Genomic DNA, 14,554 nt, shown 5'->3' with positions numbered 1-14,554 from the left:
CCGTGACCAGTCGAACCACTCCTGCCACGGGTGTCCCCGAAGCGATCCGGATCCCGTCCCGCCGCACGGCCCTCAAGGCCGTCGCCGCCACCGCCGCCGTCCCCGTCCTGGTGGGCGGCGCCGCGTCCCCCGCCGCCGCAGCTCTTCCGGGGGCGGCGGCCGAGGCCCCCGCGTTCCTGCACGGCGTCGCCTCCGGCGACCCGCTTCCCGACGGTGTCCTGCTCTGGACCCGCCTCACCCCGATACCCGGGGCCACGCCCGGCTCCGGGCTCGGCCCCGACACCGCGGTCTCCTGGGAGGTCGCGGAGGACAAGGACTTCACCCGCGTCGTCGCCCGGGGAGCGGTGACCGCGAGCGCGGCCACCGACCACACCGTGAAGGTCGATGTAAGGGGCTTGCGCCAGGAGACCGGTTATTACTTCCGGTTCTCCTGCGGTTCCGTCCACTCCCCCGTCGCCCGCACCCGCACCACCCCGGCCTCCGACGCCGCCACCGAGGGGGTGCGCCTCGGCGTGGTGTCCTGCGCCAACTGGGAGGCCGGCTACTTCTCCGCCTACCGCCACCTGGCCGCCCGCGGCGATCTGGACGCGGTCCTGCACCTGGGCGACTACCTCTACGAATACGGGACCGGCAGCTACCCCGCGGCCAAGTACGCCGTACGGCAGCACGAGCCGAAGCACGAGATCGTCTCGCTCGCCGACTACCGCACCCGGCACGGCACGTACAAGACCGACCCGGACCTGCAGGCGCTGCACCACAGACACCCCGTCGTCGCGATCTGGGACGACCACGAGTTCGCCAACGACGCCTGGTCGGGCGGGGCGGAGAACCACACGCCCGGCGCCGAGGGCGACTGGGCGGCCCGGGTGGCCGCCGCCAAGCAGGCCTACTTCGAGTGGATGCCGGTCCGCGCCTCCACCGAGGGCACCGTCTACCGCCGGCTGCGCTGGGGCAGGCTGGCCGATCTTCACCTGCTCGACCTGCGCTCCTTCCGCGGCGAGCAGGCGGCGGTCGGCAGCGGCAAGGTCGACGACCCGGACCGCACGCTCACCGGCCGGGCCCAACTGGACTGGCTCAAGGCCGGTCTCGCCGCCTCCGACGCGTCCTGGAAGCTGGTCGGCACCTCGGTGATGATCTCGCCGGTCGCCTTCGGCTCGCTGCCCGCACACCTGCTGGAGCCGGTCGCCGAACTGGTCGGGCTCCCCAAGGGGGGCATCGCGGTCAACACCGACCAGTGGGACGGCTACACCGACGACCGCAGGGAACTGATCGCCCACCTGACCGGCAGCGGCATCGCGAACACCGTCTTCCTCACCGGCGACATCCACATGTCCTGGGCCAACGACGTCCCGGTGAAGGCCGCGACGTACCCCTCCTCCGGCTCCGCGGGCGTCGAGTTCGTGATCACCTCGGTGACCTCCGACAACCTGGACGACATGCTGCACGTCGCCCCGTACACCCTGTCGCTGGCCGCCGCGACGGCCGTCAGGGCCGCCAACCGGCACGTGAGGTGGCTCGACATGGACGCCCACGGGTACGGCGTCCTCGACGTCACCGCCGAGCACGCACAGATGGACTACTACAAGGTGTCCGACAAGACCCGCCAGGACGCAAGCAGTTCGTGGAGCCGTTCCTACCGCACACGTTCGGGTACGCAGCGGGTGGAGCGGGTGCACCAGCCCGTACGCTGATCCGCATGTACGGGGGCGACGGACAGGGCAGCGGACGGGACCACGCGCACGGCGAGGGCGACGCACACACCGGCGGCAGCGACGCACACACCGGCGGCACAGGGTCCGGCGCGGGCGCGCGCCGGGTCGTCGACGGACGCTTCGAGCTGCTGGAACGGCTCGGCAGCGGCGGCATGGGCACCGTCTGGCGGGCCCGCGACCTGGCACTGCACCGCGAGGTGGCACTCAAGGAGATGCGCCCGCCCGACCCGGCCCTGTCCGCCGCGGACCCGACGGCCTCGCGCAAGCTGCACGCGCGCGTGCTGCGCGAGGCCCGTGCGCTGGCCCGGATCAGCCACCCGAACGTGGTGACGATCCATCACATCGTGGACGGCGGCGGTTCCGGGTTCGCCGAGGGCCCCGGCGATCCGGACGGCTCCGGCGGGGCTGGGTCCCCGGCCGGCGGTCCGAGTCCCTGGCTGGTGATGGAGCTGCTCCCCGGCCAGTCCCTGCAACAGCGGCTCGACCAGGGCCCGCTGGGCTACCGGGAGGCCGCCAGGACCGGCCGCCAGGTGCTGGCCGGGCTGCGCGCCGCGCACGCGGCCGGGATCCACCACCGCGACGTGAAACCCGCGAACGTCATGCTGCGCCCCGACACGACCGGCACGGACGCCCCCGCGGACTCCCCCGCCACCACCGCCGTCCTCACCGACTTCGGCATCGCCTCCCTCGTCGGTGCCTCCCCCTTGACCATGACCGGCGAGTTCATCGGCTCGCCGGAGTACATCGCCCCGGAGCGCATCAGGGGCGCACCGGACGCCCCGGCCGCCGACCTCTGGTCGCTCGGCATGCTGTTGTACGTCGCCGTGGAAGGGCTCAGCCCGATGCGCCGGGACAGCACCCTGGCCACCCTGGCCGCCGTACTGGACGACCCGGTGCCACCGCCACGCCTGGCCGGGCCGCTGGGCGGAGTCCTGGCCCAGCTCCTGGTCAGGGACCCGGCGGCCCGCCCGGACGCGGCCCGGCTGGACGCCTTGCTCGCGGCGGCGGAGGCGGGCCACGGTCCGGAGCCCTCGGCCCCGACGCCGCCGCTGCCCCTGCCCCTGCCGACCCGGCTGGACTCGCCCCTGCCCCCGCCTCCAGGGCCGTACGGCGAGGGCCCCGCCCAGCCCCGGCCCTATGGCGAGGGCCCCGCCCAGCCTCCCGTCCCGCCGTCCCCGCCGTCCCCGCCATGGGGGGCCGGTCAGAGTCCGCCGCCGTACGCGCTGGCGACCGTGGGGCCGCGGCCGCGCACCGCGCCGGACCAGCCCGCCGCTGCGGCGCGCAGCCGGCGGACCGCGTCGGCCGTCGCCGCCTGTGCCGTCGCGCTGGCCCTGCTGGGCGTCGGCGTGTACCTCTTCACCGGAGAGGACGGCACCGGGCCCGGCAGCTCCGCGACCGGCTCCGCCGCCCCGGCGGCCCAGGGGGACGCACCCGCAGTGCCCGGTGCGTCGGGCAGTGGCTCCGTAGCGTCCGGTGGCCCGCGGCCCACCGTCCCGGGCTCCCGGCAGGCCTCCGCGCCACCGAGCGGTTCCGTGTCCGCAACCACCGGCGTCCCGTCCGCGTCGGCGACCCCGGTGCGGCCGGTGCCGCCGCCCGCGCCGCCGGGTCCGGCCGGCCACTGGATCGCCCAGCTGCACTCCGAGCCGGTGACCTCCAGCCGGGCGGCCGTCGACGCCAGGCTGGCTGCGGTCCGCCGCCAGGTGCCGGAAGCGGCCGTGCTGCGCAGCGACGACTACGCGTCCCTGCGCGCCGGCTACTGGGTGATCTACGCGCCGGGCCCGTACCGCAGCGGCCGCGCCGCCCTCGCGAACTGCGCCCTGCGCGGCCGCCTGACCGCGAACGAGTGCGTCGGCCGCTGGCTCAGCGACGAGGCGTCCGACCGCGTCTACCTGTGCAGCCCGCCCGCACGGGCACCGAAGGGACGCTGCACCCGCCCGTGACGGCGTACCGTCCGGGCCGGGAGACAGCAGCCTGCGGCGGGCGCCTGCCGGGAACTCAGAGCGTCGCCAGGAATCCCACCGCGATCCGCCAGGTCTGTTCGGCGGCCTTCTCGTCGTGGTCGGGCAGGTCCGGGTCGGTGTAGAGGTGTCCGGCGCCCGGGTAGCGGTAGATCTCCACGTCGGCGCCGATGCGCTGCATCTGGAGGTACCAGCTGTTCAGCCAGTCGTCGGACTCGAAGGGGTCCGGGGACGCGACGTGCAGCTGTACGGGCAGGTCGTCGACGGCCGCGTCCTCGGCGATGTCCGAGGTGCCGTGCAGCAGGAGCAGCCCGCGGGCCTTGTCGTCGCCGACCGCGAGGATCTGCGCGACGGAGCCGCCCCAGGAGAATCCGGCGTAGACCAGACCCTTGTCGGAGTGGGGTGCGGCGGCCGCCACGGCCCGCCGCAGCAGCTCGTCGCGGCCGATCCTCTCGATGAGCTCCCGGCCCTCCTGCGCACTCCCGGCCGTTTGCCCCTCGAAGAGGTCGGGCACGTGCACCTGGTGCCCGGAAGCACGCAGCCGTGTCGCAGCGGCCTGCACAGCCGGGCGCAGACCGTAGACGGAGTGGAAAAGAATGATGTCCATTCCGCTCATCCTGCCATTTGGTTTCGGAGTCATGGAGAACGTACTGCGCCCGTTGACAGTCCTGGGTGGCTCGGTCGTGCTCACGCTGTTCGTCGGCTGGGCAGTCGACGTCGTGCTGCGCCGGGCCGATGCCCGTCACCACGAGACCCCGCTGTGGGGCCTGTTGCGCCGTTGCCGGCCACCCCTCATGGTCGTCCTGCTCACCGCGTTCCTGCGGGGCGCGTACGACCAGACCGAACTGAAAATCGTCAAGGACCACGAGAAGGGCATCGGCCAGAGCCTCTCGCTCGTCCTGATCGCCGCGACCGCGTGGCTGATCGTGCGGGTCGCCGCGACCGTCGTCGAGGCGTCGTACGCGCGGTACGCCTCCCAGTCGCGCGACGCCGCCCGGGTACGCCGGGTCCGCACCCAGGTCACGCTCATCATGCGGATCGTGACCGCCGTCGTCGCCGTGGTCGCCATTTCCGCCATGCTCATGACCTTCCCCAACATGCAGGCCATCGGGAAGTCGATGCTGGCCTCGGCCGGAATCATCGGCATCGTCGCCGGTGTCGCCGCCCAGTCGACGCTCGGCAACCTCTTCGCCGGCTTCCAGATCGCCTTCGGCGACATGGTGCGGCTGGGGGACACGGTGGTCGTGGACGGCGAGTGGGGCGTGGTCGAGGAGGTCACGCTGACCTTCCTGGCCGTACGCACCTGGGACGAGCGCCGCATCACCATGCCCGTCTCGTACTTCACCAGCAAGCCGTTCGAGAACTGGTCGCGCGGCGGCGCCCAGATGACCGGCACGGTCTACCTCCAGCTGGACCACCACGCGCCGGTCGCGGCGATGCGCGACAAGCTCCGCGAGATCCTGGCGGCCACCCCCACCTGGGACGGCCGGGACTGGAGCCTGGCGGTGACGGACACCTCGCCCAGCACCATGGAAGTGCGGGTGGTGGTGACCGCGAAGGACGCCGACGACATATGGACGGTACGGTGCGCGGTCCGCGAGCAGCTGATCGGCTGGCTCTGCGCGGAACACCCGTACGCCCTGCCGAAGGTCAGCGCCGCCGAGGCGATACCGCCGCCGGGTGGCCAGTGGCCCTCGGGCGCCGGTTCCTCCGGCCGCGCCCCCCGCCCGGAGGAACTGCACACCAACAACGCGGACATCCGCACCGACGACGACGCCCCGCCCCCGGCCGCCCACCACCGCCGGGTCGCTGCCAGCGCCCACAGGACCGGCCGCGGCTGACCCCTCGTCCCGTCGCCACTGCGCCCGCTCGCCCTGACACCACCCCGCCCCCTGGGCCGGGGTGGTTTGGGGGGTTTGTGGCAAGGTGGGGTTTTGTTGCTGAACGCCCGGAAGGCACCCCGTGGATCAATTGGCCCTCTTGTTCGTGCTGCTGCTCGGGGCAGTGGTCTCGGTGCCGCTCGGTGAGCGGCTGGGGCTGCCCGCGCCGGTGCTGATGACCCTGGCCGGGGTGGTGCTCGCCCTCATCCCCTTCGTGCCCAATCCGGACATCCCACCGGAGTTCATTCTTCCGCTGGTACTGCCACCGCTCCTGTACGCGGCCGTGCAGCGCACTTCCTGGCGGCAGTTCACCGCCAACTTCCGGCCGATCCTGCTGCTCGCGGTCGCGCTCGTCTTCGTCACGACGGCCGCTGTCGCCGCCGTCGCCAACGCCGTCGTCCCCGGACTGCCGATCGCCGCCGCCGTGGCGCTCGGGGCGCTCGTCGCACCGCCCGACCCGGTCGCGGCGACCGCCGTCGCGGGCTCGCTGGGGCTGCCGCGGCGGCTGGTGTCGATCCTGGAGGGCGAGGGCCTGTTCAACGACGTCACCGCGATCGTGCTCTACCACGTGGCGATCGGCGCGGCCGTGAGCGGAACCTTCTCCTGGCCCGCCGCGATGGGTGAGCTGGTGCTCTCGGCCGTGGTCGCCGTGCTGGTCGGCGGGGGCCTGGGCTGGCTCAGCAACAAGCTCATGGGATACCTCGGGGACGCCACGCTCCAGATCGGGCTGACGCTGCTGGTGCCGTTCATCAGTTACGTACTGGCCGAGGAGTTCATGGGGTCGGGGGTGCTGGCGGTGCTGACCTCGGCGCTCTACCTCGCCTCGCACGCCGTCGACGCCGACGACGTGATGGGCCGGCTGGCCGGGCAGACCTTCTGGCAGGTCGTGGACATGCTGGTCACCGGTGTCGCCTTCGGGCTCATCGGGCTCGAACTGCACTACGTCTTCGGGCTCGCCGACGGCCGGTTCGGCGAGATGCTGGGCTGGGGCGCGGCGGTGACCGGTGTGGTCGTCGGCGTACGGCTGCTGTGGCTGCTGCCCGCGACCTGGCTCGCCAAGCGGCTGCACAAGCGCCGCGACGTGAACGAGGACATCCCGGTGAGCTGGCGCGAGACGGTCGTCATGTGGTGGTCGGGGATGCGCGGAGTGGCCTCGGTCGCGCTGGTGCTGGCCATCCCGCTCACGACGGACTCCGGGGCGGACTTCCCGGCACGCGACGAGATCGTCTTCATCGCCTTCTGCGTGATCATGGCGACGCTGGTGGTGCAGGGGCTGACGCTGCCCTGGCTGGTACGGAAGCTGGGGGTGCGGGCGGACTCGGACGCCGAGCGCGAGCTGGAGCACACCCTGGCGGTGCGGGCCGCGAAGGCGGCGCGGCGGCGGCTGAAGGAGATCGAGGAGGTCGAGGAGCTGCCGGACGAGGTGTCCGAGCGGTTGCAGCGGGGGGCTTTCGACCTCGGGGCGCGGATCAGCCCCGGCATCGTCGACGAGGAACGGCGCGAGGCGTACGCGTCACGGGCCGGGCGGGTGAAGGCGGTGCTGCGGATCCAGCGGGAAATGATGTCGGCGGCCCGGCACGAGGTGCTGGCCGCGCGGAACGAGCCCGGGGTGGACCCGGAGGTGGTGGACCGGGTGCTGCACCAGCTGGATCTGCGGAGTCTGAGGTGAGGGTGCGGAGGTGTACGGGGGGCGCGACCGGCGGCCGGATGCGACGGAGGTGTACGGGGAGCGCGCCTCTACTGGGCGGGCCGCGCACAGCGGGGCCGGTCCGGCCCCGGGTGCCCCGTCAGAGCGCCCGGCGCATCGCCCTGTGTTCGATCCCCGCGTCCAGGAAGACCGGCCCGTACACCTCGTACCCCAGCCGTTCGTAGAAGCCCAGCGCGTGCGTCTGTGCGTGCAGGTCGATCGCCGTCAGCCCCCGCTCCCGTGCCGCGTCCTCGATGCCGCGTACCAGTGCCGTGCCGACCCCGAGCCCCCGGGCCGCCGCGCTCACCGCGAGCCGGCCCAGCGAGCCGACGTCCGGGCCCGCGCCGGTCTTCCCCAGGGCGTCGGCCCCGTGCAGCAGCCGGCCCGTGCCCAGCGCGGTGCCGTCCCCGGAGAGCGCCAGGACGTGCACCGCGGTGCGGTCGTAACTGTCGTACTCGATGTCCTCGGGCACTTCCTGCTCGGCCACGAAGACCTCCTTGCGCACCGCGAAGCACGCGTCCAGGTCCTGGGGCCCGGCGGCCACCCGCACCGTGTACGGGCCCTGGATCACTCGCTCTCCGCCCGGATCACGTCCAGCGCCTGCTGCAGGTCGTCCGGGTACGGGCTCTCGAACTCGACCCAGTCGCCGCTGCCCGGGTGGGTGAACCCGAGCCGCATCGCGTGCAGCCACTGCCGGGTCAGCCCCAGCCGCTTGGCCATCGTCGGGTCGGCGCCGTACGTCACGTCGCCCACGCACGGGTGGCGGTGGGCCGACATGTGCACCCGGATCTGGTGCGTGCGCCCGGTCTCCAGCTTGATGTCGAGGAGGCTGGCCGCCCGGAACGCCTCGATGAGGTCGTAGTGCGTGACCGAGGGCTTTCCCTCGGCGACGACGGCCCACTTGTAGTCGTGGTTCGGGTGCCGGCCGACGGGTGCGTCGATGGTGCCGCTCATCGGGTCGGGGTGGCCCTGGACCAGGGCGTGGTAGCGCTTGTCGACGGTCCGCTCGCGGAACTGCTGCTTGAGCGAGGTGTACGCGCGCTCCGACTTGGCGACGACCATCAGCCCGGACGTACCGACGTCGAGCCGGTGCACGATGCCCTGACGCTCGGCGGCACCGGAGGTGGAGATCCGGTAGCCCGCGGCGGCGAGACCGCCGATGACGGTGGTGCCCGTCCAGCCGGGGCTGGGGTGCGCGGCCACGCCGACCGGCTTCACGATCACCAGGACGTCGTCGTCGTCGTGGATGATCTCCATGCCCTCGACGGGCTCGGCGACGATCTGTACGGGGGTGGGCGGCGCGGGCATCTCGACCTCCAGCCAGGCCCCGCCGTGCACGCGTTCGGACTTCCCGACCACCGAGCCGTCGACCTGGACCTTTCCGGCAGCGGCGAGCTCGGCCGCCTTGGTCCGGGAAAACCCGAACATCCGGGAAATGGCGGCGTCGACGCGCTCGCCCTCAAGGCCATCGGGAACGGGCAGGGTGCGGATCTCGGGAATCGTACTCACCCGTCGAGTATGCAGGACCGCACCGACAAGCCCTTACCGCACGCCCCTCCCGGACCCTGGGCAGCCGCGCCGGGCCCCGCGGACTCAGTCCTTGTGCACGGTTCCGTCCGGGTCCAGCCCCTTGAAGGACAGAATCACGATCAGGATGCCGCCGCAGACGATCGCCGAGTCGGCCAGGTTGAAGACCGCGAAGTTGGCGGGGGCGATGAAGTCGACGACCGCGCCCTCCAGGAATCCCGGCGTACGGAAGATCCGGTCGGTGAGGTTGCCCAGCGCACCGCCGAGCAGCAGCCCGAGCGCGATGGCCCACGGCATGCTGTACAGCTTGCGCGCGAGACGGGCGATCACCACGATCACCGAGGCCGCGATGATCGTGAAGATGATCGTGAACGCCTCGCCGAAGCCGAAGGCGGCGCCCGGATTGCGGATCGCCCGGAACTGCAGCAGCTCACCGATGACGTTGATCGTCTCGCCGCTGGGCTCCAGCTCGGCCACCACGAGCAGCTTGGTGCCGAGGTCGAGCGCGTAGGCGATCAGCGCGATGACGAACAGGACCGCCAGCTTCCGCTTGCCCCGTGCGGCGGTCCCGGCCGCCCCGGCGGCCTTCTCCGCGTCCTCGCCCGCGCCTTCCGCGGGGGTCTGCGCAGGGGTGTCCCCGGTGGTCCCGGTGGTCTCCGCGGCAGCCGTTCCCGCAGCGTCCTCGTCCTGCGAGGACCGCTCCGGCCCGGCCCCCTCCACCTCTGGCGTACCGATGATGCGCTCCACCTCTGCCACGTAAGTCCCTCGCCCTCGTACCTGACTGCCGCGGCTTCCCCGGGGAAGTCACAGTGAGCACGAGGGTACGGCACACACGTACGGACCCGGGGGCTCACAAAGCCCGCCGCACACCCGGGGCGCACGCCCCGAGAAGCCGAGCCACGCCCCTCACACCCACCCGAGCCGCGCACCACACGCGTCCCGGGCGACACGTCACACGCGCCACACGGCTCGGGGGCCGGCGTGCGGCAGGGGCACGGGCCTCAGTAGCGCCGCTCCTGTTTCTGCTTGCACTCCACGCAGAGGGTGGCGCGCGGGAAGGCCTGCATCCTGGCCTTGCCGATCGGGTTGCCGCAGTTCTCGCAGATGCCGTACGTCCAGGAGTCGAGCCGGTCGCGGGCCCGCTCGGTCTGCTCCAGCATTTCGCGGGCGTTGGCGGCCAGGGACATCTCGTGCTCGCGGGTGATGTTCTTGCTGCCGGTGTCCGCGTCGTCGTCGCCGGCGCCGCTCCCGGAGTCCCGCATCAGCCCGGAGAGCGCCTCCTCGAAGGAGGCGATCTCGGCACGCAGCCGCAGGATCTCGCTGTCCAGCTCGGCCCGCGCCTCGGCGACCTCGTCCGGGGTCCACGGGTCCTCCCCCGGCCGCACGGCGAGCTCGCCCGGCACCACCGCGGCCGTCGCACGAGCGGCCGGCACCGCCTTCTTCCTGGCCGTCGTGGCACCGCCCGGACTCTTCTTCGCAACCACCGTCTCGGCTCCCGTCTCCGCGGCCTCGGCCGCCCCCTCGGCCGCGGGTGCGGCCTGCTTACCGGCACCCGCGGCAGGAGCCTCGGGAGCCGTCTTCGCTGCCGCGGCCCTGCCGGCCGCCGCCTTCTTCGCCGGTGTCTTCTTCGCTGCCGGAGCCGCCTTCTTCGCGACGGCCTTCTTCTCCGCCGCCTTGGCCCCGGCAGCCTTTTCCGCCGCCTTGGCCCCGGCCGCCTCCTCCGTGGCCTTGGCCCCGGCTGCCTTCTTCTCGGCGGCCTTGGCTCCGGCAGCCTTCGTCCCCGCGGTCTTCACCGCCTTCTTGGCCACCTTCTTCGCCGGGGCCGCGCCCTGCTCGTCCTCGGCGGACTGCTTCCCGGCCGCCGTTCCGGTGGATCTCGTCGACGCCGTTCTCTTCGTTCCGGCGGTCTTGTCAGCCACCATGGCCGCGGCCCCTTCACATATTGTGATCTTGCACGCGAATCGTGCTGGGACGATAAATCGACTCCAGCACCGCGGCAACGGGACGCACCACCGGTTCTTCCCTCCCCACGCCGTATCGAGACGGACCTGCATCCGTTGTGCCCAGCTCTCCGCCGGGTAATCGCCCCACGCGCGCGTGGCAGCGGCCCACCGGCCGCCGTGTGGCCATTCGGGTCACTCCCCGCCCGCCGCCCGGTCCCCGGCCCGCCCCCGCGCCCGCCCCCGAAAACCGGTCTGCCGCCGTACCCCCCGCCCCGTACACTGGCCGGAGCGAAAGGCATCGATGGGGCCGAGTAGCGCCGCACGCAGCGATGAGCGATCCGGGGACGGTGAGAGCCCGGGGGCGAGCACGGCGTGAAGCATCACCCCGGAGCCGCCGGAAGAAAGCCCCCGCAGACCGCGGCGGGTGACTAGACCCGGCTGCGCGACCCCAATGAGGGGGCCACGGACGTACGCCGTCCGGGCCAAGGAGGGTGGTACCGCGGGAGCCGCACGGTTCTCGTCCCTCCGACGGAAGCATTGACGTCCGCCGGAGGAAGAGCGCCCGATGACATCGCCGAAGCCGCAGTACAACCCGGTACCCGCACAGGTCGACCTGCCCGCCCTGGAACACGCAGTCCTGGAGTTCTGGGACAAGGCCAAGGTCTTCGCGAAGACCCTCGACATGTCCGAGGGCCGCCCCGAGTGGGTCTTCTACGAGGGCCCGCCGACCGCCAACGGCATGCCCGGCGCCCACCACATCGAGGCCCGCGTCTTCAAGGACGTCTTCCCCCGCTTCCGCACGATGCAGGGCTACCACGTCGGCCGCAAGGCCGGCTGGGACTGCCACGGCCTGCCCGTCGAGCTGGCGGTCGAGAAGGAACTCGGCTTCAGCGGCAAGCAGGACATCGAGAACTACGGCATCGCCGCGTTCAACGACAAGTGCCGCGAGTCCGTCACCCGGCACACCGACGCCTTCGCCGAGCTGACCCAGCGCATGGGCTACTGGGTCGACCTGGACGACGCGTACCGCACGATGGACCCCGAGTACGTGGAGTCCGTCTGGTGGTCCCTGAAGGAGATCTTCAACAAGGGCCTGCTCACCCAGGACTACCGCGTCGCGCCCTGGTGCCCCCGCTGCGGCACCGGTCTCTCCGACCACGAGCTGGCCCAGGGGTACGAGACCGTCGTCGACCCGTCCGTCTTCGTCCGCTTCCCGCTCACCGGCGGCCCCCTCGCGGGCGAGGCCGCACTGCTGGTCTGGACGACGACCCCCTGGACCCTGGTCTCCAACACGGCCGTCGCCGCCCACCCGACGGTCCGCTACGTCGTCGCCACCAACGGCGAGGAGAAGCTCGTCGTCGCCGAGCCGCTGCTCGAGAAGGCGCTCGGCGAGGGCTGGGAGGTGACCGGCGAGTCCTTCGCCGGGGCCGAGATGGAGCGCTGGACCTACCAGCGCCCCTTCGAGCTCGTGGAGTTCCCCGCTGAAGCCCACTACATCGTCAACGCCGACTACGTCACCACCGAGGACGGCACCGGTCTCGTCCACCAGTCCCCCGCCTTCGGCGCCGACGACCTCGTGGTCTGCAAGTCGTACGGCCTCCCGGTCGTGAACCCGGTCCGCCCCGACGGCACCTTCGAGGAGGACGTCCCCCTCGTCGGCGGCGTCTTCTTCAAGAAGGCAGACGAGCAGCTCACCGCCGACCTGGACGCACGCGGCCTGCTGTTCCGCCACGTCCCCTACGAGCACAGCTATCCGCACTGCTGGCGCTGCCACACCGCGCTGCTCTACTACGCGCAGCCGTCCTGGTACGTCCGCACCACCGCCGTCAAGGACCGTCTCCTCGAAGAGAACGAGAAGACCAACTGGTTCCCGGACACGGTCAAGCACGGCCGCTTCGGCGACTGGCTGAACAACAACATCGACTGGGCGCTCTCCCGCAACCGCTACTGGGGCACCCCGCTCCCCATCTGGCGCTGCGAGGACAACCACCTCACCTGCGTCGGCTCCCGCGCCGAGCTGACCGAGCTGTCCGGGCAGGACCAGTCCGCCCTGGACCCGCACCGCCCCTACATCGACGACGTCACCTTCAGCTGCACCCACGAGGGCTGCTCGCTCACGGCCACGCGCGTGCCCGAGGTCATCGACGCCTGGTACGACTCGGGTTCGATGCCGTTCGCGCAGTGGGGCTACCCGTACAAGAACAAGGAGATCTTCGAGAAGCGCTACCCGGCGCAGTTCATCTCGGAGGCCATCGACCAGACGCGCGGCTGGTTCTACACGCTGATGGCCGTCGGCACGCTCGTCTTCGACAAGTCGAGTTACGAGAACGTCGTCTGCCTCGGCCACATCCTCGCCGAGGACGGCCGGAAGATGTCCAAGCACCTGGGCAACATCCTCCAGCCCATCCCGCTGATGGACCAGCACGGCGCGGACGCGGTGCGCTGGTTCATGGCGGCCGGCGGCTCCCCCTGGGCGGCCCGCCGTGTCGGCCACAACACCATCCAGGAGGTCGTCCGCAAGACCCTCCTGACGTACTGGAACACGGTCGCCTTCCAGGCGCTGTACGCCCGTACGTCGAACTGGGCGCCCTCCGCCGCCGACCCGGCGCCCGCGGAGCGCACCGTCCTCGACCGCTGGCTGCTCTCCGAGCTGAACGCCCTCGTCGACCAGGTCACCGTCGCCCTGGAGGCATACGACACCCAGAAGGCCGGCAAGCTCCTGTCCGCCTTCGTCGACGACCTCTCCAACTGGTACGTACGCCGCTCCCGCCGCCGCTTCTGGCAGGGCGACAAGGCCGCGCTGCGCACGCTGCACGACGTCGTCGAGACGGTCACCCGCCTGATGGCCCCGCTGACCCCCTTCATCACGGAGCGGGTCTGGCAGGACATGGTGGTGCCCGTCGCCCCGGACGCCCCCGAGTCCGTCCACCTGTCCACCTGGCCGAAGGCCGACCTCGCCGCCATCGACCCGGCCCTCTCCACCCAGATGGCGCTGGTACGCCGCCTGGTCGAGCTGGGCCGCGCCACCCGCGCGGAGTCGGGCGTCAAGACCCGCCAGCCGCTCTCCCGCGCGCTGGTCGCGGCGACGGGCTTCTCGGCCCTGTCCCCCGAGCTCCAGGCCCAGATCACCGAGGAACTGAACGTCTCCTCCCTGGCCTCCCTCTCCGAGGTGGGCGGCTCGCTGGTGGACACGACCGCCAAGGCGAACTTCCGTGCCCTGGGCAAGCGGTTCGGCAAGGGTGTCCAGGACGTCGCGAAGGCGGTCGCCGCCGCGGATGCCGCGGCCCTCTCCCTGGCCCTGCGCTCCGGTGAGGCCCCGCTGGTCGTCAACGGCGAGACCATCACCCTCACCCCGGACGAGGTGATCATCACCGAGACTCCCCGCGAGGGCTGGTCGGTCGCCTCGGACTCCGGCGCGACGGTCGCCCTCGACCTGGAGATCACCCCGGAGCTGCGCACGGCGGGCCTGGCGCGCGACGCGATCCGGCTGATCCAGGAGGCCCGCAAGAACTCCGGTCTCGACGTGGCCGACCGCATCGCGGTCCGCTGGACGGCTTCGTCCCCGGAGACGGCGGAGGCCCTCGCGGCCCACGCCGGACTCATCGCGGACGAGGTCCTGGCCACGGACTACGCGGAAGGCGCCCCGGACTCCTCCTTCGGCGAAGCCTTCACCGACGAGCCCCTCTCCCTGACCTTCCACCTCCGCAAGGTCTGATCTCCAGGGAGGGGCCCGGAAGCACCAACTGCTTCCGGGCCCCTCCTTGTCCCCACCGCACACGCCCCACCCCCCGCCCCCTCGGGCGGCGGGGCCGCCCCCCGGGGGCGGAACGGGCGGGCAAGGGGGCGG

The 14,554-nt window shown here is 72.2% G+C and carries 10 protein-coding genes; 5 read left to right on the top strand and 5 right to left on the bottom strand.

Translation table 11 applies throughout. The features are described 5' to 3' along the window. Window positions 1–2: 2 nt before the first annotated feature. Both ACFWVV_RS18495 and ACFWVV_RS18490 read left to right on the top strand, forming a co-directional pair. Entirely contained in the window at window positions 3–1,691 is a 1,689-nt protein-coding gene (locus ACFWVV_RS18495; RefSeq protein ID WP_384346937.1) for an alkaline phosphatase D family protein, read from the top strand. A gap of 5 nt (window positions 1,692–1,696) precedes the next feature. Continuing rightward, complete coding sequence (locus tag ACFWVV_RS18490; protein ID WP_384346935.1) at window positions 1,697–3,652, top strand: serine/threonine-protein kinase; 1,956 nt, start codon at window positions 1,697–1,699, stop codon at window positions 3,650–3,652. A 55-nt stretch (window positions 3,653–3,707) separates the two neighbouring features. Here the strand turns inward: ACFWVV_RS18490 and ACFWVV_RS18485 are convergent, their stop codons facing one another. Further along, on the bottom strand, window positions 3,708–4,286 hold the full coding sequence (locus tag ACFWVV_RS18485) for a dienelactone hydrolase family protein (protein WP_384346932.1): 579 nt from the start codon (window positions 4,284–4,286) through the stop codon (window positions 3,708–3,710). A gap of 22 nt (window positions 4,287–4,308) precedes the next feature. Here ACFWVV_RS18485 and ACFWVV_RS18480 point away from each other — a divergent pair, with 22 nt between their 5' ends. Both ACFWVV_RS18480 and ACFWVV_RS18475 read left to right on the top strand, forming a co-directional pair. Beyond that, window positions 4,309–5,511: a mechanosensitive ion channel family protein gene (locus ACFWVV_RS18480; RefSeq protein WP_384346929.1), complete on the top strand. Its 1,203-nt coding sequence runs from the start codon at window positions 4,309–4,311 to the stop codon at window positions 5,509–5,511. Window positions 5,512–5,632: 121 nt separating this feature from the next. After that, complete coding sequence (locus ACFWVV_RS18475) at window positions 5,633–7,219, top strand: Na+/H+ antiporter (protein ID WP_384346926.1); 1,587 nt, start codon at window positions 5,633–5,635, stop codon at window positions 7,217–7,219. A gap of 118 nt (window positions 7,220–7,337) precedes the next feature. Here ACFWVV_RS18475 and ACFWVV_RS18470 read toward each other — a convergent pair whose 3' ends face one another. The 4 genes from ACFWVV_RS18470 to ACFWVV_RS18455 all read right to left on the bottom strand — a co-directional run bounded on the left by ACFWVV_RS18470 (window position 7,338) and on the right by ACFWVV_RS18455 (window position 10,686). Then, entirely contained in the window at window positions 7,338–7,805 is a 468-nt protein-coding gene (locus tag ACFWVV_RS18470) for a GNAT family N-acetyltransferase (protein WP_384347187.1), read from the bottom strand. Beyond that, window positions 7,805–8,746 carry an RluA family pseudouridine synthase gene (locus tag ACFWVV_RS18465; RefSeq protein WP_384346923.1) on the bottom strand — a complete coding sequence of 314 codons (942 nt, stop codon included), beginning with the start codon at window positions 8,744–8,746 and terminating at the stop codon, window positions 7,805–7,807. Before ACFWVV_RS18465 ends, ACFWVV_RS18470 begins: the two co-directional genes overlap by 1 nt. 84 nt (window positions 8,747–8,830) lie before the next feature. Further along, a complete protein-coding gene (gene lspA / locus ACFWVV_RS18460; protein ID WP_384346920.1) occupies window positions 8,831–9,520 on the bottom strand; it encodes a signal peptidase II in 690 nt (229 codons plus the stop codon). 245 nt (window positions 9,521–9,765) lie between these two features. Next, window positions 9,766–10,686: a TraR/DksA family transcriptional regulator gene (locus tag ACFWVV_RS18455; RefSeq protein ID WP_384346917.1), complete on the bottom strand. Its 921-nt coding sequence runs from the start codon at window positions 10,684–10,686 to the stop codon at window positions 9,766–9,768. A 586-nt stretch (window positions 10,687–11,272) separates the two neighbouring features. Here ACFWVV_RS18455 and ileS point away from each other — a divergent pair. Continuing rightward, window positions 11,273–14,422, top strand: coding sequence for an isoleucine--tRNA ligase (gene ileS, locus ACFWVV_RS18450; RefSeq protein ID WP_384346914.1), 3,150 nt, complete (start codon window positions 11,273–11,275; stop codon window positions 14,420–14,422). The last annotated feature ends 132 nt before the right edge of the window (window positions 14,423–14,554 follow it).

Origin of the sequence: Streptomyces sp. NPDC058663 (assembly GCF_042716745.1) — a bacterium.
Taxonomy (GTDB): domain Bacteria; phylum Actinomycetota; class Actinomycetes; order Streptomycetales; family Streptomycetaceae; genus Streptomyces.
The sequence above is the reverse complement of the archived record's forward strand: the minus strand, read 5'-3'. Positions and strand labels throughout refer to the sequence as shown.

Coding starts and splice junctions, on each gene's coding strand:
- ACFWVV_RS18480 (WP_384346929.1), top strand. CDS start 4,309: ATGGAGAACGTACTGCGCCCGTTGACAGTCCTGGGTGGCTCGGTCGTG.
- ACFWVV_RS18490 (WP_384346935.1), top strand. CDS start 1,697: ATGTACGGGGGCGACGGACAGGGCAGCGGACGGGACCACGCGCACGGC.
- ileS (WP_384346914.1), top strand. CDS start 11,273: ATGACATCGCCGAAGCCGCAGTACAACCCGGTACCCGCACAGGTCGAC.
- ACFWVV_RS18455 (WP_384346917.1), bottom strand. CDS start 10,686: ATGGTGGCTGACAAGACCGCCGGAACGAAGAGAACGGCGTCGACGAGA.
- ACFWVV_RS18485 (WP_384346932.1), bottom strand. CDS start 4,286: ATGAGCGGAATGGACATCATTCTTTTCCACTCCGTCTACGGTCTGCGC.